A 24,349-nucleotide genomic window follows, 5' to 3' on the forward strand; every position below is an offset into this window, starting at 1 on the left:
GCCGGGAGTCCCGCGAGCGAACGGAGTGAGCGAGTGGGACAACGGCGAGTCTATCGACTGGAGCGAACGAAGTGAGCGAACGGAGATGGACTCGCCGGGTAGGAGGCTTCGCTGTCTTGCGATTAGCCCCCTCAGTGGATCGGCGGGGCATCGCTACAGGTCCTCCAACTTGCTCTTCCGAACGGTCATCTTCTCCCGCTTGGTGCGCACGTCGTAGTGCTGGTACAACACCTCGAGAGACACGTCACAGCGCTCACTCACCGCCTCGGGCGAAATCTTCTGGTTCAGGTGGTAGGTGATGCTCCCCCGCCGGATCGCGTGCGGTGACCGGGCGGACGGGCACTTGCTCGCTTGGTGCCGATCACCGAACGCCTCGCAGGTCTCCGGTTCGCGGTCGTGCGGACACTCACCGATTTGGCACGGTTGCGTGAGCTTGTTGACCCACGAGTAGATCGTGTCGCCGGTGGGCCGACCCTGTGCGGTCGTGAGTAGTGGCTCCCGCCCGCAGTCGTCGGTCTTATCGAACCGGTCGGGGTTGTCGAGATAGTCGACAATCGGCTGGAACCAGTTCGGGCCGAGGTAGACCCATCGTTCGCCGTCGTCACCGTTCTTCAACTTCGTATCTTCGTCGGGTCGGTTCGTGACCGCGAGGGCGTGCTCGTCGTGGCGAAGGTCGTCGACGTCGATAGCGCGCACCGCCGACCGCCGCATCCCCGTCCGCCACAGGAGGATCATCAAGACGTGATCGCGGCTCGCGTAGCGATACTCCTCGAGGTAGTCGAGGATATCGTAGGCGCGCGACGCGTCGAGGTGGACGCTCTTCGCCTCGGCGCCATCGGGAAGGCTCGGCGAGTGAACCTTCTCAGCCATGCCGTTCTCGACGGCCTCGATATCGGCCCAGAACCGCAGCGCCTCGCGGATCGTACTCAACTGCTTCTGCAGCGTGATCGCCGCGATGTCGGGGCGTCGCCAGTCGACGAAGCCCGCGAGGTTGCGCCCGGTGAGGTCGTTCAGGTTATCGATCTCTCGCTCCTCGCACCACTCGCGGAAGAACCGGAGGCGGGTCTTCGCGTTCCGCATCGTCGACTCCTCGACGGACGGTTCGCGGTGGCGGAGGAAGCGCTCGATGCCCTCCTCAGGAGAGAGCGGACGGAGGTCGTCGCTCACCGCGACGCACCTCCCTCGTCGGTGACGAGATCGCGGAGGTCGCTGGCGTCGTTGTCGCCCTCGTCTTCCTCGTCGGCCAGCTCCTCGGTGAACGTCTCGACCTCCTCGCGGAAGAGTCGGAAGAACTCCCGCGTCGAGGCCTCGGTCGTCACCGAGGAGTGCTGCTTGGTGATCGAGTTGACGAGCGACTCGAACACCTGATCTTCGTCCTCAAGGACCTCGATGCCGTCGGCGAGGCGCCGGTAGGCGAGCGCCTTCTGGAACATCCGGGTGTTGACGACGGCGTGAATCTCTTCCTCGGAGAGTTCATCGGTGTCGATCACACCGACCCCTCCTTGCGAATGATTTCGAGACAGGCGGGACAGACGACCACGTCGACACCGTGGGTGTTCTCCGGGTCGTCGGCGTCGACTCGAATGAGGTTCGTCCCGCAGTCGTGCGTCTCGTCGAGTTCCGTCTCGTAGGAGGTCACACCGCCGTCGGTGACGAACGAGTGTTTTCCTTCCCAGTCGAACCGAGCACAGGCGGGACACTGCCACCCGCGCGGGCCGGTGGCGTCGTTCGGCTCGGCGAGGTTCATGTCCGTCCCACAGCCAGGGCAGTCGGGTTTCTCGACATGATCGGGGACGGTCACGCCGCCGTCGGTCACGATCTCGTCGTCTCCGCTCACGAGGGCCGTATCCGGCAGGCAAGCGAGATGGTAGAGTTCACCGTCGTATTTCACCGCAACCCCGCGGTCGAGCGGACGGGGACAAGCCGAACAGTCCACGATACCGCCGTCCGCGCGAATCTTCGCGCAGTTCGAACAGACCGGCGGATTGCCCTCGCGGGCGGCGTCGACGCCGTCGGCGTCGGCACGGCAGAAGGTGCAACTGCCGTCGTCAGGTCTATTGGAGCGCGGTACCTCGTCGGTCGTGCGGGGCGTAGCCCCCGCAGAGGTTCCGATCATGGTTCTCACCACGGAACCCTAACGCGGGTGGTGTCCTAGCACCGCCCGCGCTACCGACCAACCTCGGAGAGCCAACTGTATCTCGCGTCGGTTCCGCACCGACACATGTACGTTTTCTCTTCATAAATGTAACGACGCATTATTCGATTAGCAACTCATTACTAATACTGCATTCAGTACAAAAAGAGAGGTGAGTGTGTTAGCACAACGATGATGAGAAAGTCCGCCCCGTGGATGGTACTGTGGGACGACCGTCTACTGGAACTCGCCCGTGCAGAGGGGCACGTCTCTCCAAAAACGGCAGAGGAGAGTGGATACGTGCATATCAGCAACGCTCAAATCTCTCGTCGTCTCTCCAAGCTCGCCGATCACGGTCTTCTCAACCGTCTCCCCAACGGCGTCTACACGATCACCCAACAGGGAGAGGCCTATCTTGACGAGGAACTGAACGCCGAGGAGCTCACCGACGAGAGTGAGAACGGGAACGGGAAAGCCCAAGCGTAGCATGAGCGACGTAATTCGACGCAGTGGCTGTTGGATGGAGTACGCTGATGACCGAATCTTGGAGCATCTCGCCGACGTGTCCAAGGCGAGCGCGTGGGAGATCGCCCTCGAGGCGGGGATGCGGAACAAGCGGCGGTGGATCGAGCGGCGGTGCTGGGTGTTGGTCGAGGCCGGTTTCGTCGACGTATACGAGCGGGGGGAGTTAGATAATCACTACGAGATTACGACGTGGGGTGAGTTGTATCTGGAGGGGGAGGTTGATGCCGAGTTGCAGCGGCCGGTTCCGGCGACGAGGCCGCCCGATAAGGTGCGGCCGGGGTGGTGGGCTGGTTTTGGATAACTAATCATGAAATCAGGAACAAAATACGTTGCTCAGATCTTGTTGACAGGCGTACTTGGTCTGATTTTATTCTCAGTTGCAGATTGGATAGTCTGGGATGGTACGAAGTTTCTGAATGAATTACTTACATATAGCAAATCCCATCAAGCGGCTCTCTCAGTACTAGTATCTACGCTTCTACTAATTGCATATTTGATGCAGTACCTCGTCCAAGATATCCAAGCAGATATAGCTTCTCAGCAGAGTGAGCTGATGAGTGCTGGCTATACACCTATTGTCGGCGTAGTCTCTAGGAAGTGGGGAAAACAGCGTGACGACGATATGGATATCGAAACTCCTGAAGCAAACAAATACTACTTAGAGTTAGCTAATAACGGGAATTCTGCAGCAAGGGATCTTGAACTTTGGATCGGTGTCTATTATAGATTCAACCGATCAAAGACATACTTTTCATCAAATTCTGTTCCACTAAAGAGAACTCAAGAAGGTACTTGGTGGCCAACGGACGTTGGAGGTGCATTATCCGAATCAGAGGGTACCACCGAGTTCGTTGCGGAACCCAAATTAAGAAAAATAGAGAAGTCGTCTCTGTTGAAGCGATCTAAGGAAATTGACGAGACGGAAATTGGCGAGGCACTGAAGACAATTTATAATGACGGGGTTAACGAGGTCTCAGTTGTCTTCAGCGTGACGTATAAAACTGCGACGGGGGAGAATCAAGAAATCGAAGTCGGTGCGTATCAAGAGAAATTGTCACGTTTAGAAAATCATGATTGGAAATTATACTATGCACAAGAATCGACCATCAAATTCGATGAAATCAAATCCAAGTCGCATTAGGTCATCGTCAGAACTAGGACAACCGATTTATATCAGGAATATAGATACTCAGACATGATTCAGATAAACTTGGTGAGCCACATTGCTGTTCGATAACCAGAATTTGGAGGATACTCCAACTGAAGAGGTTCTAGAACAGTTCGTGGACTTCGTCACAAAAACCGATGAAGAGATCGCTGAAGAAGGAAGAAGAAAAGAAAAGAAAACGACCGAATTGAAGCTATATATTGCGGCTAACCGCGGTTTTTCACCTGATGCACTGGGGGAGACGATCCAAGACCTTCTTGTATCTGATGATTTAAATAAATCTCCCCGTGATTTCTTTGAAAGCCACTCTTTCTCCGTAGATTCCATTAATGCCGACGCTTCACTACTCGTTATTTCCACTCCGAAATATAACAGAAAGGATGAATTCTTGCTGATTAATGAGGGAGAATACTTGAAAGTATTGACTGTTGTGAGAAGGAGTATTGCTAAAGATACTATTGAAAAATTGATTCAATATCTCCCTCAGCTTGATCGCATTTTCCTAACTTCAGAGGATCTCAGAGAACTTGTTGAAGAAAACGAGAAGCGCGATTTGTCTGGTTTCACTGCAAAATACGAGCCTTTCTTCAAAGACGAGTATATAAGTGTCCAAGTTCATGGCGGATCTGATGAACACCTCGACAAAGTACAGGATGATTTTGACGCTCGAGCAAAGCGAGTAGTCTTCAGCCAAAGGAACAGCCCAGCTGAAGCGGTGAAGGGTACGGTTAACCAAGACGGCTACGCCTCCATCCCCAGAGTCCGTTCCGGCTCAGGTGAAGTGGGTTTAGAGACGATAGAAAACGTTGTTGAGGCTTGTCAAACCAAAGATAAGGAGAATTTCAAGGTAGAGCACCGACCAGAACGTCTAACTCCTGGTGATCATTATTTCCTATCTCAAGTAACCTTAGACGAATCTACAGACGGTAATGAAACCGATGGCGGACTTCCCGAACCTCTCCGTGATTCCGATCAAGGGAGTGTATTAGATGGGCTGACGATTTGTATATTTGAAGAAGAAATAGAGGACGAGGAATATCCAGATCAGGATGCGGTGGCCGGTAGTTTGGAGGAGGATGTTCTCGAGTACAAGCAGAGATACAGGTACTCCTCTATTGGTGAGAATCATTACCTAGTCTATGACGGAGATCGAGGACAGTCCTTCGAAATTGTAGTGTCAAATAAAGATTTGAAAGTATATTCGAGAAATAACACTACTCAAGAAGGTTTGAGAGACTTTTATCAAATTATAGATGGAGAGTTCAATTCATCATATCGTATTGAGAAGACAAGCAAAAAAATGAGGGCGTAGATGTCGGGGTGGGACAAACAAAAGGAGCATATAACTACACATAATCTCTTCCAATCGGCAGTTTTTGGCGAAGAGGAAGAAGGATTAGTAGATCTCAATTTCCGGGTTGTTGGCGATTTTATGTATATACTGGACACACGTAACGATGTCAATATTGAGCCTCCCTATACCGTACTCGGGACTGATACAGCGATATTCTTCGATTTTATTGAGCCAGGGCAAATCACTTCCGAGGATGTCGAAAGGATAAGCAAATATAACGAAATAAGCCGAGAAGCTGTTGAGAATCATCTTGATCGAGCGCCTATTTCGGAAGATAATCTTGACCCAGAGGAGGTAGAATGGTTTGACCACTGTACCATCCTTCGTCACGAACAATTTATTGATCATCAAGCCGGTTCGGCCGAACAAAGACAAAAGTTGGAGCAATTGAAATCGGAAAGCTGTATTGCGACTGTTTCGCCTGGAACATCTCTCTCGCTAGTGGATTCGGAGGAATTGCGCAATGGGCCGCTCACGAGTTTATTGCAAGAAGGTATATCCGTTCCAGAAAGCCCGCCCAATTTAGTGTATCTTACCAGAGAGATTGAGGATGAGGCGCTAGTACTTGCTATCTGCGAAGAAATCGTCTTAGGGAGCGATCTGTCTGATGGGGGTGTGGCTCTAAACTTCGAAGATGTTAAAGATCATTTCGGGCGGGACATTTCGTATGAGCAACTAGAAAATGCGTTTGAGTATCTCAGAGATATCAATGCTTGCCGAAAGCGGCGGGATGATGGACGATATCTGTTTACCAAATACGCACTTAATCAAGTACTCGGAATTAGAGATCGTCTAGAAAATGAAACTGTGGAAGAACATTTCTCTGAGGATGAAACTGAGACGAGTGAGTCGGAAATATCCGACTTTATGTGATCTGATCCGAGTTCCTCAACTTTCGACCCTTGGGAACGGAATTGGTGTTATTCGTGTGTTCCTGTTGATAAGTGAGCCAACGCCGGATTCTCTGGATCAACACCCTCGATAAACCGAAGCAACCGCTGAACCGCCGCCGGATCTTCTTCGATATTCCCCATGAAGTGAATCATCCCCTGCACGGCCCGATTTTGCTTGTGGTAGTCCCACCGATTCAACTCCTCTTCGAGATCGTCGTCGTCGTCGATCACCTCGACACCGGCCTCCTGAAGCGTCTCGGTCGCCCCACTACCGACCTCCTTACACATCGCGACGACGACCACGTTCGTCCGCCGCGCCAGCTCCATCATCGACCCGAGTTCACTGTGGACGTTCGAACTGTCGACGATGAGGTTCTTCACCTCAACGGAGAGCATCAAATCGGGACCGTAGTAGCCGTCGATATCGCCATATCGATGCTGCCGAGACGAGTGGGCCCACAGCTATATTTGAGGAAGGACTCCATTGAGAGACACAATGAGCGAGGCGTGGTCGCGTGACGAACACCTGGTCGTCCTCAACGCGTATCTGAACGACGGTGTTGGATCCAACGATCCAGAAGCCCGAGAACTAGCGAATCAGCTTGACCGAAGTGAGGGATCTATCACGAGTCGGCTCGCAAATTATCGCAGTCTCGACTCGGACGGACCGGAGGGATTGTCGGGGATTTCTCAGTTGGGTCGTGAAGTCTGGAACGAGTTCCACGAAGACAAGGTGCGACTGGCCCGAGAGGCCGCAGTCGCGAAGGAGCGACTGGCCATCGGTGCCGACGAAGACGACGTCGTCAGGACATCCACGGGAACGTCGGTCACCGTCGTACGGCAGGGACAATCGAGGTTCCGCGAACGAGTCCGTGAGCGGTACGGTGGCGAGTGCCTCCTGTGTGGCGTCGACGATCCGAGTCTACTCGAGGCTGCACACGTCGTCAGCTGGGAAGCCGCCGGTGAGGATCGAGGCGATCCGGCTAACGGCCTTCTACTGTGCGGTACTCATCATCGAGCGTTCGACGAACATATCTTCACGATCTCCGAGGATTACACACTTGAACTCGATCCGGCGTTCGAGACGGACAGTCGATTTCTCGAGCGGACTATCGTCTCACGAGACGGCGAGCGGATTGATTTCGGAGGAACACCTCCAGATTCGGAATATCTTGGGCAGCGGAATGGAAATCAGCGCCTGTGGTAGCGACAGTAGGGACCTGAGCCAAAGTACGTGGCGCTAGCTGAAACATTTCCACTATACTGATTTTGTCGGATACTTTCAGTAGAGTATTTAATAGAAATCCTGCACCTCTCATTTTGCGCTGTTTCCTGTTCTGTGAGCGCTCTGCCAGAATCCCGATTCAACCGCGGAAGAGTACGTTCTGACTTGACCACGGGGGGTCGCGCGTCGACAAATCCGGCACCTCTGGTTTTGCACACGAATCACCCCGATACTCCGATCGCTCATATCAGAAAACAGTAACAAAGTGTGCAAATCGGGCCGGTCTCCGCGCCGATCACGCCGGAGGCCCGACCCCTCGATAGAGGAAGTATATAAACAGGCCACCGTTCAGCAACCTTAGCGAAACGACTAGGAGCCGGTGTGTGCAAAATCAGAGTATGCGTATAAGAATGGACGACGAGCGGGAGGACCGACTCCGGCGACTCATGGAGAAAACCGGGGAGTCGACGAAGGCCGGCGCGATCGACGCCGCGATCAAACACTACCTGAACGACCTCGAGAACAAGCGGCGAGTCGCCGACGAACTCCCGACCGAGTTCATCGAGGAATTACACACGCCCTGGATGCCTCTCGAACGCGAGACGAACGTCGGACAAACCGAGGATTAGAAACCGGAAGCGACGGCGTCGGCGCCCATTTTGACGATAGTCTCGAATAGGTCCTGAACGAACGCGAGGAACGGACCAGGGTGCGGGTCGAGCCACCCGGCCCCGATCGCGACGGCCAGCACGACCAGGGAGACGACGACGTAGGTGAGCGTCGAGGCGGTGAGGGTGGCGACCGTCGTCGCGAGGCCAGCGCCCTTGTAGAGGTAGAGGGCGAGGACGACGAGGCCGGCCGCTCCCATGACCGAGCCGCCGACGCCGAGGGCCTCGAGGAGACCAAGGAGGAGACTCACGACCCTTTCACCACCACCGGCCGACCTCGGAACTGGTTGTAGGCCCACCACACGACGATGCCGACCGCCGCGATACCGGCGATCGGCCCGACCGATTCGATCACGTTCGCGAGCGCCGTGGAGACGCGACCGGAGTAAAACTCGATGATGAGGAGTGCCGAGCCGACGCTCCCGATCCCGGTGATGAGGCCGCCGGGGAACGGCACGGCACCGACGAACGGGACGCGCACGCCCGTCGGCCCACCCACGCGCCGCTGCAGCACGTAGAAGCCGGCGGTAAGGACTCCCCAGGCGATCACGACGACGGTCGGCGACGAAAGAGGGTCGCCGGAGTCGCCTCCGACGTTCACCGGCCCGACCACACCACTATCACTCGAGACGACATCTTTCAGGAAGACGAGCGTCTCGGCGGAGTCGTCGTCGGTGAGGGTGAGCGGCGAGTTCGCCGTTCCGTCGTCTCGAACCACGTCGTTCGTCTTGGACTTGAGGACGTAATGCGTCGAGTCGGCGGCATCGACGAAAGTGAACTCGACGGTGTCTCCCTCCTGGTCGCCGGGACGCACGGAGAACTGCGGTTCTTGCGTTCGCGGCTCATCGACGGAGAGGCGCACCTCACCGCTCGACGGATTCACCGAGACGGGAATCGTCGAGATTCGCGCCTCGGCGCCGGCCGAGGCACCGGGCATATAGACGTAGTTGTAGCCGTCGGCGGAAATCTTCGAGTAAGGGTCGGCGTTCGACCATGACTCTTTGTAGACGTAGTGAACGCGCCTCGAGTCGGGCGTGGCACCGACCGAGATATGAGCGTCGGTCGACCAGGAGTCGATGCGAATCTTCGAGTCGAGTCGCTCGCCTTTCACCGTTGGTTCGACCACGGTGATCACGCCGTTGATGACGTTGACTCGACGGCCGGTCGTTCGGACCTCGACGGTGTCGCCGCCGTTCATCGAGCCGAGGTCGACGGTGAGGGTCGTGTTCGAGAGGGAGTAAGACGATTGACTCACCGAGGACCACGTCCCGCCGTTAACTCGCTTTTCGACGTTTTTGATGCCGACTACGTTTCCGGCGAACGGAATTGTGAGCGAGGCCGACGAGCGGTCGCTCGCGAACGTCTTACTCACGTTGTAGGATTCCGACCACTTGTTCGCCGAGTAGTTCACCGACTGTTTGTCACTCGCTTCATGTCGGTAGTTGAGGTCGACCGACGCCGCCGGAGCATCGGAAGATAGCGACGCGTCGGCGACCGAGATATTGACGGTGTTGCTCGACTCGACCCACGAGTCGTTAGTTTCGAGTGAGGCCGTCGAGCCGTCTGCCAGAGTGCCGCCGTAACTCGTCGTGTGGCCGTTGACCGTGACGCTCGGATTTTCCGGAACAGTTGTCTCCTCATATGTCGCGGAGACATCGACTCCAAGGGACCGCCCGGAATACGAAACACCGAGCGATGTAGTTGAGAGGCTTATAGGGACGGATTTAGTGGCCGACTCGCCGGGGGCGAGGTCTCCGAACGGGACTGCGGACTCACCGGAAACCTCGGCATTGAGAGCCGTCTCATGGGCTGCATATCGCAGATCCCCCGCCTCGTCGGTCGTACCAGGCCCTGTGGCTATTGCATTTTCAGGAGCCGATGCTGTTCTGATATAGAGTTTGTCCGTTGTCCCGTCGCTATCGGTTGATTTCGTGATAAACTCGATTTCATACGTATTCCCCGCAGATACGGAGTAATTGCTAATGTCGATTGTTTGACGGCCAGTCGACCATGACGGTTGCCATGTTGATTTAACTACCGTGCCCTCTCCGTATGTGGTGTCCGCGTTTCCTGGCGCAATCCTAATCTCAACATCGGCATTGTAACTGCTCCCTGACGTGCTACTGATATTAGGCTTAAGAGTTGATATAGTTGCGTCCCTCTGTGGTTGAATCTCGATAGACGATGACTGTGTGTAATCTGGGCTATTATCCCCCACAAATTTTCTCAATCCCTTCTCAGAGGTTCCGATGGTCTCGTATGGATTGAACAAGTCAGATGCCGCGACCGTCACAGTTGCGTCACTCGGGGGTTGGTTTCCTGCGACCGAGAGCGAGAGCGACGAGCCGGGAGAGACCCAAGAAGATTCCGTATCGTTTTCGCTCCGGCTTCTCCCGGTGACGTTGATCGAGAAGTTCGAGACGGAATCAATCGAACTCACGTCGTAGTTAACCGTCGACCCGTCGGTATAGGTGCCACTCACGGAGACCTCACCGGAGAAGGTAATCGAGTTACTCGAGAAGTGCGGCACCTCGAAGACGAGCATCCCCGCATCGTACTCGACGGGCCGCGACCACTTCGAGCCGTCTTCGTGAGTGCCATACACGCGCTCGGGAGTGTAGCCGAGCGCGTCTTTCACGGCCTCGGCGCCAATCGCAACCCGCCGACCCTGCGAGTGGGTGTCGTCTTTGAGGACGAGCGTAAGGCTCCCGCTCGACCCGGCGACGGAGCCGTTCTCGAGATAGTCGCTCGCGCGATCGGGAGTCGTGACAATAACCCGGAGCGTCTCGGCGTGTTCGCTCGCCATGACGTTGCCCTCGAGGTGGCTCGCGTTGATCGGCGGGTTCGAGCCGACCGGCACATCTTCGCTTACGTTCGCGTCGGGAACGGTGACCATGCCGCTCGGAACGGCGGCGGCGACGGTGACGAAGGGACCGGCGAGGCTCGCGACCAGGAGGACGGCGACGAGCACGTTCACCGCTCGCTCACCACGACCGGTGAGGAACTTCACCGCCACCACCTCGGGGGGGACCCCTGTAGCCTATCCGAGACGCGCGCGCGTAACAGGGAACGCGAGCGAGCGCGCTCGGACTCGAGCGGGTGGTTCACAGAGTGGCCGATATTCGAGATTTTCTCGATATCGAGGCGATCGAGTCGATCACTCATCCTCTCACCTCGAGGTCGACCGAGAGGGTTCGGTCGTGGGGTGCCGGGATATCGTCCCACCGAACCTTTCGCTCGAAGTTCTGTTCCGTGAACGGGAGGCACTCGCCGATATCGTACCGGGAGGCCATGTCGTTGTCCATCGGGACGGAGTCCATCCCGATCACGTCGTTCTTGCTGGTCGGATTCGCCGAGCCGGGCATCGAGATACGCCACCGGATTTTGTGACGAATCAGGTTGTGAATGTCGCGTTCGGAGTGGCCGAACGCGAACAGGGAGAGGCCGTATTTGCGCGCGTCGACGAAGGTGTCGCGCAGGAGTTCGACCTTCTGGTAGGTGGCGAACTGGTCGGACCTCGCCGCCTCGGGAGCGATATCGCCGATTTCGTCGAGGATGAGCGACTGAAAGTCGTTCGGCCCCTTCTCGACGCGGGCGAGGACGTAGGCGAACCACCAATGATTCAGCGGGTCCTCTCGGTCGAACAGTCCGCGATCGTCGCCGGGCGCCTCGTAAGTCCGTTCGGGCGCCTCCTCGTAGACCCATTGGCACCCCTTCATGCGAGGGTCCGGGTAGAGAACATGGAACTGTCCGGGTTCGAGGAGTTGTCGGTTCACCTGAACGGGGTCCTCGTAGCGCTTCACCTCTCGGACCATGTCCTTGAGGTCGACCTCGAGGGCATCGTGGCGCGGGTTCTTGGGGACGAGTTCGGCGCTCACGTCGACGCCCTTCGGGACGAGCACGGTGGTCCACGGCGCGAGCGGGAGCCACTCCGAGCGACTCGTCGAGCCACGCCACACGACTTTCTCCTCGTTGACCTCGAGGAGTCGAACCGACCAGGAGAGGCCGAACGTCGACTTACCGCAACCGGGTTTCCCTGTCGCGAGGAAGTCGGTACCGCCGGCGTCTTGGTTCCGGCCGGCGTCCCAGGTGTGTTCGAGGGCGTTCGGAACGACGTTCGGATACTCGAACGCCTCACGGTCGTAGGGAGCGATGCCGAACTCCTCACGCATCGAACGCGCGTCGGTCCATCGGCCTCCCTGGCCGGTAGCCTGTTCTGTGTAGTCGATAGTATCGGTGAGATACTGGTCGGGGTCGTTCGCTTTGAGACTCATAGGTGTGCCCCCGTGGAGGGGTCTTTGTCTTCGTCGGGCTGTTCGCCTGCGCGGCCGACGAGGTCGCGCACGCCGCGATTGAACGCGGGCAGGAGATACGTGGCCGCGAATAATTCGCGGGCGCGCTCGTCGGCGCTCGCGTCGCTACAGAGCATCCGGCGGGTCGACGGTTCGACGTAGCACCGACGAACGAGGTCGCCGTCGACCTCGCCGTGAGTCGCGAGTTCCATGTCGCGACCCCACTCGAGGATATCGCGCGGCTCGTCGAAGCCGTCGAGCACGTCCTCGAGGACGGTCGACTGATTCTCATCGAGTTCGTCGACGGCCGGGCGCATGGCGATGAATCGCTGAACCTGGGGGTCGTGGCCGGAGGTCTTCGACTCCTGCGCGGAGTCGATGTATTCACCGGCGTCTTTCCGCAGGTGTCGGAGTGCGCGGTGGTAGGCCGGGGCGATCACAGTCGCGGCGAGGCGCTCGCGCAGCTCGTCGACGGTGCCGGCCTCGATGTCGCGGTCGCGAGCGGCAGGAACGAGCATCGCCGAGAGAAGCGCACGCTCGCGACTGTCGTCGAAGCGTCCTCGGAACTGTCGGGAGAGGTTCTCGATGAACGCCTGTCGAGTGCGGCCGAGTGTCCGCACGCAAAGGCGTTGCATCCAATCGAGCACGTCTCGGCGGCGTCGGAACCCATCGTAAAGCTCCGTCTCGAGTTGTTCGAGGTCGAGTTTGAGGCGGACGAGCGACGGTCGAACGAACTCGGTCGCGTCGCCGCCGGGGCGATCGGGCTTACTCATCGGCGGCCTCCTGGTCGTCGTCGGGGCCGAACTCGAAGGCGCTCCCGTCGACGGGGTCGCGGTCGCGGTTCATCGAGTCGGCGCCGTTCGTCGAGTGCATGGCCTCGATGAGCGTCTGGTCCTGATCCTCGAGGGCGGCCTCGACATCTTTCTGATTCTTTGCCTTCTCTCGAACGCGCTTCTGCCGGGACTCCTGTAGGGTCTCGGCCTCGTCGGCCTCTTTCTGCAGATACATCGAGGAGATCCACGCCGACCGGAGGTGAGCGGGAGCCGGCTCGACGCGCGCATAGCCGTCGGTGGCGTCGAGGTAGAGGACGGCGCCGAGCACGATCGCGCCGAGGGCGCCACCGACGCCGGCGAGTTGGCCGACGTAGTGGTTCAGGCCGAAGCCGGCGACGGCAGCCGCACCGAGGACTAAGAGCGGGTTCGCCGACCACTCGAAGCCCTCCGACTCGTACTTGAGCACGTCGTCGGCGTTCGGGGAGACGACGTAGAGTTCGTCGGCACTCCCTTCGGTATATTCGATGCGGGTGTCGAGGTGTTCGTGGCCTTCGAGAGTCGCCGTCGAGCCGAAGACGCGAGCGAGGAACGCTCCGAGGCCTTTGCGAACCACCGCAATCTCCTCGTCGGGAGTTTTGATGATTCGCTCCGAGCGCTCGCGGGCCTTCCGCGCGTCTAAGGCGTGTTCGCCGGAGGCGTTGCGAGCCGCCTCCGGCTGCGGCTGGATGAATCGAGCGTCGCTCACCCCGACCTCGTAGGTCTCGAGGACGACCACGCCGATCACGCCGATCGAAAAGGCGGCGATGATATGCGGGAGTTCGACGAAGACGGCGGCGAGGCTCCCGAACAGGGAGAAGACGCCGACGCCGGAGCCGATGAATATCAGGAACATCCACGGTCCGTATCCCCACATGGGACCGACGCCGGCGCGCTCGAGGGCGCGTTTGACGAGCCACCCAATCGCGAAGGCGCCGGCGAGCGTGGGCGCGATAAAGTCCTTCAAAGCGGAGATGAGGTAGTCTCCCTGGTCGTTGATGCCGGCACTCTGCGCATAAGGACTCGAGTGGTGAACGAGCGTCCATCGGGCTTCGTCGGGCGCCGAGGCGAGCCACATCGTCATGCGGACGGGGTCCTGGTGTTCGGGGAGATCTATCTTCGCGGTCGGCCACCCCTTACCGAGTTGGACCTCGCGAGTGACGACGGAAACGTTCGCGGCGACGGTCTCGGTGGTGGTCCCGTTCTCGGTCTTCACGGTGCGGGTCTCTCGCTCCCAAAACGCGATTTTGACCGTGGCGGTCTTCGACTCTGAAGCCGTCCGAATCGAGTTCAGATAGACCTCGTCGGAACGGATAGTGTTGGTCTCGACGAGGTCCTTCTCGTCTTGCCACGGCTTCGAGGCCGGCGTGTGGGTTAACCAGTAGACGTGACCGTCGGCGATGCGCGCGCTCGCCTTCTTGTAGTGGGTCCCGTCGCGAGCGAGTTCGTCGACGGTGAGGTCGTTCGAGGAACTCGACTGTGCGTCGACTCCCACGGCGAGGAGTGGCGCGGCGAGACTCACGACCAGGAGGCACCCGACGAAGACGGTGAACGCTCGGCGTTCCATCTACTCGGTCACCTCCTGGGGAACGCGCCGGTCGAGGCTCCGATCGCCGGGCCGCCACCCGAACAGGAGTCGCACGGTGAGGCCGCCGGCGAGAGAGAGGGGGAGCGCCGCGATGCCGAAGGCGGCGACGCCACCGAAGACGAGCGCGAGCACGACGGCGATCGCGCCGAGGCCGAACAGGACGGCCGAGACGAGCACATACACGTCGTAGGCCCGGATGCGGGAGGGGTCATCGACGCTCATCTACTCGCTCACCTCCCACCGATCGGACTCTTTGCTGCAGCTGTGGCAGGTGTGACCGGCGCGGAGGACACACACCGCCTGGTCGGCCCACTTCACAGCCACCGTGCCGGTTACTCCGACTATCGCAGCACCGAGTAGAGCACCGCCCGTAGACGTGCCGGGCTGCATGGTCGCGTAAGCGAATACGACAGCTGTCGCGAGGGCGGCGATCGGGGCGAAAACCTCGCGTCGAACGGCCGGATCACGGAGCGCCTCAAGGGCGCCGAGGTCACGACCGAGCATATCGAGGTGTCGAGAGGTCTCCTCAGCGAGGGGGGCCTCCGTCTGAACGATCGTCACACCGCCTCACCTCGCTCCCGGCGAGCGACGAACCAATGCACGACGACGGCGAGGCCGAGCACGGCGCCGAAGGCGGTCGACTCGAGGACGAGCGGCCACGTAACGGCGACGAGGATGCCGGCGTACAGCATCGTGACGTGAACCCCCGAGATAAGCACGGAGGCCGTCCCGGCGTCGGAGCGACTCGAGAGGGTGATACTCGGGTCGTCGTCGGTCGCGAACAGTCGGCCGTAGAGGGTATAAGCGAGTGCGACACCGACGACGATCGCGACGGCGATGCGAACGGAGCGAAGTTGCTCGAGGAGTGGATCGACGGCGTCGATCGCGAGCGGACTAAGCACGGGAGCCACCTCCCGAGTATCGTGCCCAAAGGACAAGGACGAACAGGAGTGTCGCGATCGCCGCGAAGATGACCGGGTCGGCCGGGATGAGGCCCTTGAGGCCGGCGAACGCGATGAGGCCGGTGATCGCTTGACCGAACAGGGCCGGCGCTTCGATCGCTTCGTTGAGCATCGAGCCGGTCATGAGCAACTGATTCGCGACGGTGACGGTGATAGTGAGGACGACCGTGAGAAGCGAGCCGAAGGCCCCGATAGTGCCGCCGAAAAACGAGTCGGCACGGTCGCCGGCGCCTTCGATCGCCTCAGCGGTGTCGTTGGCGTCTCGATACTCGTCGAGGAACCAGTAGGTGAGGAGTCCCGTCGCCGCGAGGCCGATGGTTAGAACGAGGTTACCCCCAAAGGCTTCGAGGACGGTCCCGACGAGAGAGTCGAGCGGGCCGAGACTCACACCGAACGGCATGATTCACCTCGCGAGAGGGGTCGAGTCGTCTGATTGGTGGTGTCGGTCATAGTCGGGTGTCGAGGTTCTGGTACACTCCGTACAGGAGTTTGGTGCCGTAGAGGACTCCCCCGACGACGGCCGCGATTTCGAGCGGCGCCGACGGAATGAAGTCGACTCTCGGGCCGAGCGTGAAGCCGCCGATCGACAGGACGGTGAACAGGCTCCCGGCTTTCGCCCACGCCACGGCGGCGAGGGCGTTGAATAACGGGAGGTTCAGGAATCCGCCGAGGACGGCGACGAGGCTCGACGCAACCGTGAGCGGATGCGCGATAACTCCCCGGAGCGTGAGTGCAGTCATGAGTCGTTACTACCTCCGATATACTCGATTGCGAACGATGCGGCGGCGTCGAGGATGGACCCGATCACGGGAACGGCGCCGAGGGCGTCGCTCGCGGCGACAAGTGCCGGCGGAATCGCCCGGATGACGAGCGCCACCTGCAGCACAATTACGCCGACGATAACGAACGGTGCCGCCGGCCCGAGAAGGTCCGTCGAGGCGCGGGCGATCATGAGGTTCAGATCGACCCAGCCGCCGACGACTGGCCCGACGATGCCCCCGATAGCACCGCCGAAGGAATCGGCCGCTTTCCGAATCGCGTCGGCGACGCTCGTGAGGGAGTCTCGGCCGACGGCGCCGGTCGCCGAGGCGAGGCTCGCGACGACGCCGACGATAAACGAGACGACTCGCTTGCGGATGAATAGAGCCGGAGCGCTCCCGAACGCGATGAGAGTGTCGGCGTAGGGAGCGAGGTCTGATATCCAATCGGGGAGAGTGCTACTCAAGAGCATCCCTCCCGTAGACGGCGATCATGGCGAGGCCGACGACGATCGCGACGGCGGCCGGGAACGCGAGCGGGCCGAGGCTGGCCTCGCCCAAGAATCCGCGAGTGGTACGGTAGGCGAGGTCGAGCGCGTCGGTCGGGCCGGCAAAGAAGCCGGTAGCGAGGCCCGCAAGAACGTCGCGAGTCGCGTCGATCGGACTCCGCAGGAACGCGAACAGCGCGCCGATGAGCGTTGAGGCTCCGGCGGCGAACTGCGCGCCGATATACCCGAGTGCGGCGGCGGCGAGGCGCTCGCCGTTGATGCTCGCGCCGTCGACGAAGGGCGTCGAATCACTCACGGGTCACACCTCCGGCGAGCGTCGCTCGAGGTCGGCGCGTGTTGAATCACTCCTCGTCCTCGTCGGTTCCGATGATCGGGAGGTCTGTGCCGGTGAACAGTCCGAGAATCGAGTCGGACGTGAAGGGCATTTCGAGGTACTGCAGTAGGAGGTAGATACCAGCGAGCACGGCGCCGATCGACGCGGGATAGGCGAACGGGCCGAGGGCACCCCACACGCCGGTAAGGAACGCCTCGGTTGCGGCGCCTGAACCGGCGCCGATCACGTCGGCGCCACCGACAACGAGGGCCAGAATGAACTGACCAAAACCGTCGATGAACGACGTTGTCGGGACGATTATCACGTCGAACAGGGCGCCGATGAGTTCGCTGGTCTTTCCGAGGAACTGCAGCACCGGGTAGATGAACGCCGCGAACAGGATTCGCTGAACGTTACTCTCCGCGATAGACCGTAGGGATTCGAGCGGCGGGCCGGGAGTTTCTGCCACGCTCAATACCCCCTAAATCAGCCCTTTGATGCGGCCCCAAATCCCACCGAGGGCGGCGATGATGCCGCCGATGATCGGGATGTTGACCCCGCCACCGGAATCCCCCATCGGGCCACCGACCACGCCGGCCGATTCGATCGCGTCCCTCTCGTCGCCGGTGACGAGATATTTCGCGTGGACGGCGATTTTCTGGCCGGGCTGAATGGTGGTGTCGAGCGAGACCTCGTCGCCTTCGTTGTCGAACATCGAAGTCGAGTCGGACCACGTCGAGATATCTCCGAACTCGGTGTCTGAGACGCCTTCGGCGGTCTCGACGGCGAGATACCGGTTCGAGGGGAGTTCGGTCTCGGCGACGAGTTCGGCGTTCGAGTAGGACAAGTCGTAGGCCGAGGGGAGTTCGAGCCGATAATAGAGATTCACACGGTCGGAGAAGGACGGGTAGCCGTCGGCGGCGGTGAAGTTAACCGAAACGTCGGAGGTACCGAGGTCGGCGGTGCGGAACTTCACCGGCATCGTGAGGCCGTGAATCGACCCCTCGTCGAGCGCGTCGGAGAACGTCGAGAGGTCGTCGATCGCGATCGTGCCGGTCGTCTTGTGTTCGGTGACGGTCTCGGTCTCGAGGTCGTCATCGTCGTCGGTGTCGACCTTGCGTTCACCGAACGACCACGTCGACATCTTCTCGACGTTCAGGGCGGTGAGGGTCACGTCGCCGGTGCCGCCGACAAAGTGAATCTCGACGGACTCGATGTTGTCGAACGTGCCGTCTCCGGCGGTGTTCGTCGCCATTTCACCGAGTTGCCGCTGGTAGACGTAGCCCTCGCCGGTGCCGGTCGCGATCACGTCCTCGTCGAGAGAGGCCGAGCCGTTGATGCGGGCCGTCTTGTAGTCGCCGTCGGAGTCGACGACGCGCACTTGTACCTCGGCGCCGCTCCCGAGGGAGTTCACGTCGAGGACGAGCTGCAGGTAGCGGTTCGGCTCGTCGGAGCCGACAGAGAAGTTCGAGTAAGTTGCCGAGTCACCGGCCGCCGAGGCACTCACGCCGATCGCCTCGACACCGGCGGCCGGTTCGGTGTCGCTCACCGTGGCGCCGTTCGCGGTCCACTCGCTCGCGTCGAGTCCCGACGCGGAGTTGTTAGACTCGTCGGATTTGCGCGGGAACTCGCCGAGTGCGGCGGCATCGAGGTCACTCGCCTGAAACTCGAACGTGTTGTTTGCCGAGTCGTTCAGGGTTCCGGGTAGTGTTGCCTGGGTCCCGTCGTCGGCTTCGTAGGTGAGCGGAGAGTCCCAGGAGAGTTGATGCACGTCCTTCGTTACGTCGGCCTCGAGGCGAGCGCCCTGCGTGTAGTCGCTCGAGGAGTTGACTTGTGCCATCGCTGCGGGTGCGACCGCCGATACCAGGAGAAGGGCGACGAGGCCGATCGCGGGGAGGCTACGTCGCACGGTCGTCGAGCACCTCCTGGGGCGCGCGGAGATAGTCGTCGTGTTCGATACGTCGATCGGCCACCCGGATGCGGGTGGGGGGTTCGCCGGTCATACAACCACGACCGGGGCATCGGCCCCGGATAATCGCGCGGAGGGGCCGGGTGTTGATATGTAAGTCGAGTATAACGACTTGAGTAGTGGGCCGTGTAGTAACTCGCGGCAATGTTTATCTGATAATGTGAGTCATAACAGGTTGCAGTCCCACCTCCCATGAAGCGACAGATTGCGGATAGTCGGAAGTTGAACGATGCGGGCAACAGCGTAACGGTATCCTTACCGAAACGTGAACTCGAGACCTACGGAGTTTTGAACGGGGACGGACTCGCGGTCGACGAAGCGTCTCCGTACCTCGATATCGAGCGGGGTGTGATCGGCATCGAGGTACCGATTCCGTCCGAATAGCGGTCTCATCTTTTAGAATCGAGCCGTCTCGTTTATGACCGGGGAGAGGAGAGTGTCGCTGCCGGCACGAAAACGGCCCCCGGAAAGTCCCACCTCCCTGGGGGCCGACTCGGAGACGTTCTCCGAGCGGTCGTATGTCTCACTATTCTTGTATAACGGCTTTGGGGAGTTTCCCGTCTAAAGACATACTGCAAACTGGTTTCCGATTTGGTGGGGGGTATCCGACCCCTTGTGTTTTCGAGGATGAACCGGTTCACGCCACGAGTCGGCCGGAGCGAGGTGGTTCGGCGGTAGCGGCGCGCGTTCTGCGCGCCGCGTTATTTCCTCTCCTCCTTAGAGGCATTGTCGTAAGCGGATTCCGCAAACCGGTTTCGGCGGCGCTCGCGCCTCACGCCCCGAAACGGCTGTTTCGCGAGCGGCGATCGACGGCGCTCGAGGCCGGCTCGACGGCGTCGACGGTCGCGATCGCGTCGATCACGCCGAGCGCCTGCGCGTCGATCACGCCGAGCGCCGGTCTAAAGTGAAAATCGGCGCGTTCACGCCGCTAATGCCTGAAAATTATTGACGTCGAGGGGTAGAAACCGAGCGATGCGACTAAGAAAAGAGCGAGCGCCGGCCGAGGTCGTCGCTACCTCGGCGGGCCGAACTCGCGGATTCTCACGTCCTCCTCGTCGCGCCGGTGATCGGGCGACTCGAGTTCATGCTCGAGGTCGAGGAGGTTACCCTCCCACTCCGAGAGGTAAACGAACTCGCCGCGATCGCCGTCGGCGTCCTCCTGGTCGTCGGCGCGTTCCTCCTGGTCGCCGTCGCCGGCGTCGCTCGACGAGCCGCACCCGTTCGCCTCGCCGTTCTCGCGCGCCTCCTTTCGCTCGCGAGCACGTTCTTCGCGACCGAGCCGGCGCGCGGAGATAGTCTCCTCGTCGAAGTGGGGGGCGATTTTCGAGTCGATTAACTCCGAGACCTTCTCGTAGAGGTAGTCGGCGTCGAAGGCGATGATCGCGGGGTTCCCGACCGTGACCAGGAGGCCGAGGTCTTTGAGTTCGCCGACGTGATACTCGATATTCGACCTACTGTAGCCGGTAGCCGAAATGAGTTGCTCGTACGTAGCGCCGTAGTTCTCACAGATAATCGAGAGGATATCATACTGCGCGTCGGTCTGATACTTCATCGCCGCCGACCAAACGACCGGCTCGAAGCGGCTGTAGAAGCGACGAAGGTCCTCGCGACGACCGTCGGGGTGAGCGACCTCGACGGTCGGCTGTGTGCTCGGCTTAAAGTAGTCGTCGGCGACAAGGTCACCGTCGTCGACGCCGGCCCACTCGAGGTGAGAGAGGACGAGCCGACGGAGCGACTTGAGTGTAGAGTCCCACTCGGAGAGGTGAGCCGTCGAATCGCCGGCGAGACTCGCCTCGAGCTTCGGATGGTGAAGTGGGTCGTCGCGAGAGCGGTCCTCCCAATCGGTCGCCTGGTAGCACTTGAGTTCTCGAGAAAGACGTTTTGTCGTCTCCTCGCCGTCCTCGATCGCGTCGACCTCGAGGGCGTCGAAGCCGAGCCGGTCCCACCGATCGGAGGTAATACGGGCTTCCATCCACCCGGCCTTGTCTCGGCGTTTCCAGGTCTTCACCTCGGCGCCGCCGCCCACGTCGATGAGGTTCTCGCTCTTATCGAGGCACAGTTTCACCGGATGTTTCTCGTCGATATCGAACCGGACGTGAGTCTCGAGCTTGAAGATGCGCGCCGAGTCGGCTTTCATATCGCCCACGTCGACGAGGTCGGGGTCGCCACCGAGGCGCTCGAGGGCGTCGGAGAGGCAGGTAAAGAGCCGGTCGATCACCTGGCCGGAGCGCTCGACATACGTCGTTCGGATTCGGAGACGAGTGCCTTCACCGTACGGAATCGAGTAGTCGTTTCCGTCCTTGTAGGTGAGGTCCTCCGCCTGGGGCTGAATATCAATCGAGCACGACGTAGGGGGTTTCTTGAGTTCCTCCTCACCATCCTCGTCGGTCTCACGACGTTTCAGCGTAAGCTTGTATTCGTACCATTGTTTCCACTCGCCGGCCGAGTTCTCTTTACCAGCTGTCCATCCGCTCGATTTAAAGACCCAAACGTAGTCTCCGTCGGGGAGAAAGTCGGGGTCGGCCTCGACAATTTTCTCGCCGCCGGCCTCGCCGATCACGTCGCGCCACACGTCGCGACGGGAGTGGTTGTAGAGTTCGAGGCCGTCGTCGAGCACGACCGAGACGCCGACACCGTGAGTGATCGAAGCGGTCCGTCGAATCTTCGTCGCCGTCGAGCCGCTTTCGAGGTCCTGGGGAACCACGTCGGCGCCGAACTCGCCGCTCGCGAGGGATTCCGAGTCGAAGCTCATAGTTCGCCGGCCCCCTCAAAACAAACGTCCATCCCGGTGTATCCACAGTTAAGGCACTCGTACAGGTCGGCTTTCTGCAGGTCGTCGGTAGGCTCCGTAGCATATCCCTTGTCGATCACGCCACCGACGCCAGCGAATTTACACCTCGGACAGACCGGGTTTTCAGGAGCGGTCATCGGCCGAGGACCTCCTGATTCGGAACTAACCCCCGGATGCGGGGGCCTCTCTCGGGAGCGAGTCGAACGACTCCCCACCCGGAAACGTCGGGGGCGATCGCCGGCTCGCGGCGAGCGAGGTCGGCGTCGAGCGGGAGGACGAGCGAACAGTAGTCGCACGCCCACCCGAAGACCGGCACCTCGTCGACGCCGAGCGCCTCGAGGCCGGCCTCGTCGACGAGGTCGGCGTCGATGCGGTGCGGCCTCCTGGTCGAACTCACATCGCGGCTGCAGGAGGGGCACTCGAAGCGACCTCGCGAGGGGTCGCCGTCGATCGGCGCGACCTCGGCGGCGATCGGGAGCGGTGCCTGGTCGTCGAGCGTCTCCTCGTCGACGGGGAGCGAGCCGCGCGGGCCGGGGTCGGAGTGATGCGATTCGCTCATGGGTCGACCTCCTCGAGCGCTTCGCCGCAGGAGGAACAGTAGGAGTGTCCGACGAAGACTCGCGAGCCACAGTCGGGACACTCATAGGAACAGGTTTCGCGATAGGTCATCGGTCGGCCTCCTGGTCGACGGCGTAGTTCGCGAGCGGTTCGGCGAGGTCCGGCTCGAGGACGGTCGAGAGGGAGGACCCACGCCGAATCACGACCACGTCGGCGGTCGGGATGTAACGCGCCTCATCGGCCACGAACTCGTCCGCAGGGACGCGCGCGCCGCGCTCCCACAGTACCGCCGGCTCGAGCGAGGGGGCGGCCGAGCGGTCGAGCCACCGCTCGCGCAGGTGACCGGAGACGATGGGAGCGGCGCTCATCGGTCCTCACCTCCGTCGGTCGCGACGGCGCCGTTCGAGGCGATCGCGTCGAGGTCGCCGTCTCCGTCGCCGGCCGGAACACACTCGAGGCACGCCCACCCGACGCCGTCGACGGGCCGGCACCGGCGGATGCGGCCACAGTCGTCACACGGGCCGAGCGGCGCGTGTTTCCGCAGGTTCATCGGCGGCCCTCCTGGTCGGCTTCGAGATACTGTAGGGCGTGGCGAGCGTGATAGCGGGCCTCGGAGTCGTCGCTCGCGTCGAGCACGTTCTGCAGGTGACGCTCGATATCGTCGCCGGCCTCGAGACCGCGAATCGAGCCACCGTCGGGCCGGAGGGTGTCGCCGTCGTCGTGGTCGGCCGGATCGGCGCCACAGTAGGGGCACTCGGACTCACCTTCGTGGAGGTAGCCGCACCGGGGACACTCCTCGCGACCGCCGTCGGCGCTAAGGTCCGACGCCGCCGAGGCAACCTCGTCGCCGTTCTCGTCGATGAGGTACTCGTGGCTCGTGTTTTTGAGGTGTTGGTAGTGCTCGCCGCAGTCGTCACACTCGATCGCGCCGACTCGCGGGGTCGCGTAGCGAAGGCGGCCGCCACACTTGGGGCACGTCTCGGCGCGGAAACCGCCGTCTTCGGCTTCGACGAAGACCTCGTGACCACCGTCAGTCTCGACACCGTCGGCTCGGCGGCATCGGTAGCACTTGACACCCTCGCCGCTCGTCCGGCCGCCACAGGAGGGACACTCCGGGTGGTCGTCGTCTCGATGCTTGGCGCGTTCTGCGGCGCGCTCATCTATCTCACAAGCACGACACTTGCGTCGCGGCGTCGGCCGACCGCAGGTGACGCACCCGCTCATCGGTCGACCGCCTCCTGTACCTCGGCCGCATCGGCCGCTCGCGTCAGGATGTTCGCGAGTTCCCGACAGTCCCTCGCGGAGAGGTTCGCGAGGAGGCTCATCTCGACCGCGTTACCCTCCTCGAACTGCGCGAAGAAGGCGACGACGCCGGCGTTCACCTGGTCGACGAAGAGCGATACGTCGACGCCGTCCTCGTCCTGATAGAACGTGTGGGGCGTCTCGAAGCGAGCGAGCCCACCGGCTTCGATAACGGAAGACCCACCGTCTGTCTCGACACTATCGCCGCGATCGACGCCGTCGCCTTCCCGATCGCCGCGATCCTCAACGAGCCACGTCGTCGAGCGACCGTTGTGTGACCACTTCTCGGCGTGAAGACCGGCGCGCTCGGCGGCGGCTTCGAGGTTCCGACCGATGCGCCTCGCGTTCGCGTCGAGGTGTTCGGCGAGGTCGCTACTGTGGAGGTACGCAGTTGAATCGTCTCCGAGCTGTTCATGCAGGAGGGCCGCAAGGTCGTCACGAAGTTGGTCGGACGGGTACTCGGAGCCGCCCGAGTCGGTGTCCGCCATCACGCCGTCCACCCCCGATTTCCTTCGATAATATCGGTGGACT

Annotated in this window: 32 protein-coding genes; 7 read left to right on the forward strand and 25 right to left on the reverse strand. The window is 60.6% G+C overall.

Features of this window, described 5'->3' with window-relative positions:
* Positions 1-153: 153 nt before the first annotated feature.
* From NO364_RS13680 to NO364_RS13690, 3 genes are read right to left on the reverse strand one after another with little or no spacing between them, the layout of a single operon-like run.
* Positions 154-1,167 (reverse strand): tyrosine-type recombinase/integrase, encoded by a 1,014-nt coding sequence (locus tag NO364_RS13680; RefSeq protein ID WP_257627806.1) that lies wholly within the window; start codon positions 1,165-1,167, stop codon positions 154-156.
* Positions 1,164-1,490: a hypothetical protein gene (locus tag NO364_RS13685; protein WP_257627807.1), complete on the reverse strand. Its 327-nt coding sequence runs from the start codon at positions 1,488-1,490 to the stop codon at positions 1,164-1,166. Before NO364_RS13685 ends, NO364_RS13680 begins: the two co-directional genes overlap by 4 nt.
* Entirely contained in the window at positions 1,487-2,116 is a 630-nt protein-coding gene (locus NO364_RS13690; protein WP_257627808.1) for a hypothetical protein, read from the reverse strand. Before NO364_RS13690 ends, NO364_RS13685 begins: the two co-directional genes overlap by 4 nt.
* 234 nt (positions 2,117-2,350) lie before the next feature.
* On the opposite strand from NO364_RS13690, the gene NO364_RS13695 reads away from it, so the two are divergent.
* The 5 genes from NO364_RS13695 (at position 2,351) to NO364_RS13715 (ending at position 6,054) form a co-directional block, all read left to right on the forward strand.
* Positions 2,351-2,620, forward strand: coding sequence for a type IV toxin-antitoxin system AbiEi family antitoxin domain-containing protein (locus tag NO364_RS13695; RefSeq protein ID WP_257627809.1), 270 nt, complete (start codon positions 2,351-2,353; stop codon positions 2,618-2,620).
* A gap of 34 nt (positions 2,621-2,654) precedes the next feature.
* Positions 2,655-2,960 carry a winged helix-turn-helix domain-containing protein gene (locus tag NO364_RS13700; protein ID WP_257627810.1) on the forward strand — a complete coding sequence of 102 codons (306 nt, stop codon included), beginning with the start codon at positions 2,655-2,657 and terminating at the stop codon, positions 2,958-2,960.
* A 195-nt stretch (positions 2,961-3,155) separates the two neighbouring features.
* Positions 3,156-3,800: a hypothetical protein gene (locus tag NO364_RS13705; protein ID WP_257627811.1), complete on the forward strand. Its 645-nt coding sequence runs from the start codon at positions 3,156-3,158 to the stop codon at positions 3,798-3,800.
* A gap of 103 nt (positions 3,801-3,903) precedes the next feature.
* Positions 3,904-5,139 carry a hypothetical protein gene (locus NO364_RS13710; RefSeq protein ID WP_257627812.1) on the forward strand — a complete coding sequence of 412 codons (1,236 nt, stop codon included), beginning with the start codon at positions 3,904-3,906 and terminating at the stop codon, positions 5,137-5,139.
* A complete protein-coding gene (locus tag NO364_RS13715; RefSeq protein WP_257627813.1) occupies positions 5,140-6,054 on the forward strand; it encodes a hypothetical protein in 915 nt (304 codons plus the stop codon).
* A 47-nt stretch (positions 6,055-6,101) separates the two neighbouring features.
* Here the strand turns inward: NO364_RS13715 and NO364_RS13720 are convergent, their stop codons facing one another.
* On the reverse strand, positions 6,102-6,470 hold the full coding sequence (locus NO364_RS13720) for a hypothetical protein (protein ID WP_257627814.1): 369 nt from the start codon (positions 6,468-6,470) through the stop codon (positions 6,102-6,104).
* 100 nt (positions 6,471-6,570) lie between these two features.
* On the opposite strand from NO364_RS13720, the gene NO364_RS13725 reads away from it, so the two are divergent.
* Positions 6,571-7,281, forward strand: a complete 711-nt coding sequence (locus tag NO364_RS13725) for an HNH endonuclease (RefSeq protein WP_257627815.1) — start codon at positions 6,571-6,573, stop codon at positions 7,279-7,281.
* A 416-nt stretch (positions 7,282-7,697) separates the two neighbouring features.
* Positions 7,698-7,928, forward strand: coding sequence for a hypothetical protein (locus NO364_RS13730; RefSeq protein ID WP_257627816.1), 231 nt, complete (start codon positions 7,698-7,700; stop codon positions 7,926-7,928).
* On the opposite strand, the gene NO364_RS13735 is transcribed toward NO364_RS13730, so the two are convergent.
* From NO364_RS13735 to NO364_RS13835, 21 genes are all read right to left on the reverse strand, one after another.
* Positions 7,925-8,218 carry a hypothetical protein gene (locus NO364_RS13735; protein WP_257627817.1) on the reverse strand — a complete coding sequence of 98 codons (294 nt, stop codon included), beginning with the start codon at positions 8,216-8,218 and terminating at the stop codon, positions 7,925-7,927. The genes NO364_RS13730 and NO364_RS13735 overlap by 4 nt on opposite strands.
* Positions 8,215-10,977, reverse strand: a complete 2,763-nt coding sequence (locus NO364_RS13740) for a hypothetical protein (protein WP_257627818.1) — start codon at positions 10,975-10,977, stop codon at positions 8,215-8,217. Before NO364_RS13740 ends, NO364_RS13735 begins: the two co-directional genes overlap by 4 nt.
* Before the next feature lie 151 nt (positions 10,978-11,128).
* On the reverse strand, positions 11,129-12,241 hold the full coding sequence (locus NO364_RS13745; RefSeq protein ID WP_257627819.1) for an ATP-binding protein: 1,113 nt from the start codon (positions 12,239-12,241) through the stop codon (positions 11,129-11,131).
* Positions 12,238-13,032, reverse strand: coding sequence for a hypothetical protein (locus NO364_RS13750; RefSeq protein ID WP_257627820.1), 795 nt, complete (start codon positions 13,030-13,032; stop codon positions 12,238-12,240). Before NO364_RS13750 ends, NO364_RS13745 begins: the two co-directional genes overlap by 4 nt.
* A complete protein-coding gene (locus tag NO364_RS13755; protein WP_257627821.1) occupies positions 13,025-14,635 on the reverse strand; it encodes a hypothetical protein in 1,611 nt (536 codons plus the stop codon). Before NO364_RS13755 ends, NO364_RS13750 begins: the two co-directional genes overlap by 8 nt.
* Complete coding sequence (locus NO364_RS13760) at positions 14,636-14,878, reverse strand: hypothetical protein (protein WP_257627822.1); 243 nt, start codon at positions 14,876-14,878, stop codon at positions 14,636-14,638.
* Positions 14,879-15,217, reverse strand: coding sequence for a hypothetical protein (locus NO364_RS13765; RefSeq protein WP_257627823.1), 339 nt, complete (start codon positions 15,215-15,217; stop codon positions 14,879-14,881). It lies immediately after the preceding gene.
* The gene (locus NO364_RS13770) at positions 15,214-15,558 is read right to left on the reverse strand and encodes a hypothetical protein (RefSeq protein ID WP_257627824.1); all 345 of its coding nucleotides are present in this window, start codon (positions 15,556-15,558) and stop codon (positions 15,214-15,216) included. Before NO364_RS13770 ends, NO364_RS13765 begins: the two co-directional genes overlap by 4 nt.
* Entirely contained in the window at positions 15,551-16,018 is a 468-nt protein-coding gene (locus tag NO364_RS13775) for a hypothetical protein (protein ID WP_257627825.1), read from the reverse strand. Before NO364_RS13775 ends, NO364_RS13770 begins: the two co-directional genes overlap by 8 nt.
* 46 nt (positions 16,019-16,064) lie before the next feature.
* Positions 16,065-16,358 carry a hypothetical protein gene (locus NO364_RS13780; protein ID WP_257627826.1) on the reverse strand — a complete coding sequence of 98 codons (294 nt, stop codon included), beginning with the start codon at positions 16,356-16,358 and terminating at the stop codon, positions 16,065-16,067.
* A complete protein-coding gene (locus NO364_RS13785) occupies positions 16,355-16,843 on the reverse strand; it encodes a hypothetical protein (protein ID WP_257627827.1) in 489 nt (162 codons plus the stop codon). Before NO364_RS13785 ends, NO364_RS13780 begins: the two co-directional genes overlap by 4 nt.
* The gene (locus tag NO364_RS13790; protein ID WP_257627828.1) at positions 16,836-17,180 is read right to left on the reverse strand and encodes a hypothetical protein; all 345 of its coding nucleotides are present in this window, start codon (positions 17,178-17,180) and stop codon (positions 16,836-16,838) included. Before NO364_RS13790 ends, NO364_RS13785 begins: the two co-directional genes overlap by 8 nt.
* Positions 17,181-17,226: 46 nt before the next feature.
* Positions 17,227-17,667, reverse strand: a complete 441-nt coding sequence (locus tag NO364_RS13795; RefSeq protein WP_257627829.1) for a hypothetical protein — start codon at positions 17,665-17,667, stop codon at positions 17,227-17,229.
* Positions 17,668-17,679: 12 nt separating this feature from the next.
* Positions 17,680-19,107 (reverse strand): hypothetical protein, encoded by a 1,428-nt coding sequence (locus NO364_RS13800; protein ID WP_257627830.1) that lies wholly within the window; start codon positions 19,105-19,107, stop codon positions 17,680-17,682.
* A 1,072-nt stretch (positions 19,108-20,179) separates the two neighbouring features.
* Positions 20,180-21,919 (reverse strand): DUF7845 domain-containing protein, encoded by a 1,740-nt coding sequence (locus NO364_RS13805; protein ID WP_420191803.1) that lies wholly within the window; start codon positions 21,917-21,919, stop codon positions 20,180-20,182.
* Positions 21,916-22,095: a hypothetical protein gene (locus NO364_RS13810; protein ID WP_157573408.1), complete on the reverse strand. Its 180-nt coding sequence runs from the start codon at positions 22,093-22,095 to the stop codon at positions 21,916-21,918. Before NO364_RS13810 ends, NO364_RS13805 begins: the two co-directional genes overlap by 4 nt.
* Positions 22,092-22,517 carry a hypothetical protein gene (locus NO364_RS13815; protein ID WP_257627832.1) on the reverse strand — a complete coding sequence of 142 codons (426 nt, stop codon included), beginning with the start codon at positions 22,515-22,517 and terminating at the stop codon, positions 22,092-22,094. The genes NO364_RS13810 and NO364_RS13815 overlap by 4 nt, the downstream gene beginning before the upstream one ends.
* 106 nt (positions 22,518-22,623) lie before the next feature.
* The gene (locus NO364_RS13820) at positions 22,624-22,884 is read right to left on the reverse strand and encodes a hypothetical protein (protein ID WP_257627833.1); all 261 of its coding nucleotides are present in this window, start codon (positions 22,882-22,884) and stop codon (positions 22,624-22,626) included.
* Positions 22,881-23,066, reverse strand: coding sequence for a hypothetical protein (locus NO364_RS13825; protein ID WP_257627834.1), 186 nt, complete (start codon positions 23,064-23,066; stop codon positions 22,881-22,883). Before NO364_RS13825 ends, NO364_RS13820 begins: the two co-directional genes overlap by 4 nt.
* Positions 23,063-23,740 (reverse strand): hypothetical protein, encoded by a 678-nt coding sequence (locus NO364_RS13830; protein ID WP_257627835.1) that lies wholly within the window; start codon positions 23,738-23,740, stop codon positions 23,063-23,065. Before NO364_RS13830 ends, NO364_RS13825 begins: the two co-directional genes overlap by 4 nt.
* Positions 23,737-24,306, reverse strand: coding sequence for a DUF7123 family protein (locus tag NO364_RS13835; RefSeq protein WP_257627836.1), 570 nt, complete (start codon positions 24,304-24,306; stop codon positions 23,737-23,739). The genes NO364_RS13830 and NO364_RS13835 overlap by 4 nt, the downstream gene beginning before the upstream one ends.
* Positions 24,307-24,349: the final 43 nt, after the last annotated feature.

Source organism: Haloplanus salinarum, assembly GCF_024498175.1.
Classification (GTDB): domain Archaea; phylum Halobacteriota; class Halobacteria; order Halobacteriales; family Haloferacaceae; genus Haloplanus; species Haloplanus salinarum.

What these genes read in the sequence shown, in the direction of transcription:
- NO364_RS13690 (WP_257627808.1), bottom strand. Translation starts at nt 2,116, where the DNA reads ATGATCGGAACCTCTGCGGGGGCTACGCCCCGCACGACCGACGAGGTA.
- NO364_RS13695 (WP_257627809.1), top strand. Translation starts at nt 2,351, where the DNA reads ATGGTACTGTGGGACGACCGTCTACTGGAACTCGCCCGTGCAGAGGGG.
- NO364_RS13700 (WP_257627810.1), top strand. Translation starts at nt 2,655, where the DNA reads ATGGAGTACGCTGATGACCGAATCTTGGAGCATCTCGCCGACGTGTCC.
- NO364_RS13705 (WP_257627811.1), top strand. Translation starts at nt 3,156, where the DNA reads ATGCAGTACCTCGTCCAAGATATCCAAGCAGATATAGCTTCTCAGCAG.
- NO364_RS13715 (WP_257627813.1), top strand. Translation starts at nt 5,140, where the DNA reads ATGTCGGGGTGGGACAAACAAAAGGAGCATATAACTACACATAATCTC.
- NO364_RS13720 (WP_257627814.1), bottom strand. Translation starts at nt 6,470, where the DNA reads ATGCTCTCCGTTGAGGTGAAGAACCTCATCGTCGACAGTTCGAACGTC.
- NO364_RS13725 (WP_257627815.1), top strand. Translation starts at nt 6,571, where the DNA reads ATGAGCGAGGCGTGGTCGCGTGACGAACACCTGGTCGTCCTCAACGCG.
- NO364_RS13730 (WP_257627816.1), top strand. Translation starts at nt 7,698, where the DNA reads ATGCGTATAAGAATGGACGACGAGCGGGAGGACCGACTCCGGCGACTC.
- NO364_RS13745 (WP_257627819.1), bottom strand. Translation starts at nt 12,241, where the DNA reads ATGAGTCTCAAAGCGAACGACCCCGACCAGTATCTCACCGATACTATC.
- NO364_RS13750 (WP_257627820.1), bottom strand. Translation starts at nt 13,032, where the DNA reads ATGAGTAAGCCCGATCGCCCCGGCGGCGACGCGACCGAGTTCGTTCGA.
- NO364_RS13755 (WP_257627821.1), bottom strand. Translation starts at nt 14,635, where the DNA reads ATGGAACGCCGAGCGTTCACCGTCTTCGTCGGGTGCCTCCTGGTCGTG.
- NO364_RS13760 (WP_257627822.1), bottom strand. Translation starts at nt 14,878, where the DNA reads ATGAGCGTCGATGACCCCTCCCGCATCCGGGCCTACGACGTGTATGTG.
- NO364_RS13775 (WP_257627825.1), bottom strand. Translation starts at nt 16,018, where the DNA reads ATGCCGTTCGGTGTGAGTCTCGGCCCGCTCGACTCTCTCGTCGGGACC.
- NO364_RS13780 (WP_257627826.1), bottom strand. Translation starts at nt 16,358, where the DNA reads ATGACTGCACTCACGCTCCGGGGAGTTATCGCGCATCCGCTCACGGTT.
- NO364_RS13805 (WP_420191803.1), bottom strand. Translation starts at nt 21,919, where the DNA reads ATGAGCTTCGACTCGGAATCCCTCGCGAGCGGCGAGTTCGGCGCCGAC.
- NO364_RS13810 (WP_157573408.1), bottom strand. Translation starts at nt 22,095, where the DNA reads ATGACCGCTCCTGAAAACCCGGTCTGTCCGAGGTGTAAATTCGCTGGC.
- NO364_RS13815 (WP_257627832.1), bottom strand. Translation starts at nt 22,517, where the DNA reads ATGAGCGAATCGCATCACTCCGACCCCGGCCCGCGCGGCTCGCTCCCC.
- NO364_RS13820 (WP_257627833.1), bottom strand. Translation starts at nt 22,884, where the DNA reads ATGAGCGCCGCTCCCATCGTCTCCGGTCACCTGCGCGAGCGGTGGCTC.
- NO364_RS13825 (WP_257627834.1), bottom strand. Translation starts at nt 23,066, where the DNA reads ATGAACCTGCGGAAACACGCGCCGCTCGGCCCGTGTGACGACTGTGGC.
- NO364_RS13830 (WP_257627835.1), bottom strand. Translation starts at nt 23,740, where the DNA reads ATGAGCGGGTGCGTCACCTGCGGTCGGCCGACGCCGCGACGCAAGTGT.
- NO364_RS13835 (WP_257627836.1), bottom strand. Translation starts at nt 24,306, where the DNA reads ATGGCGGACACCGACTCGGGCGGCTCCGAGTACCCGTCCGACCAACTT.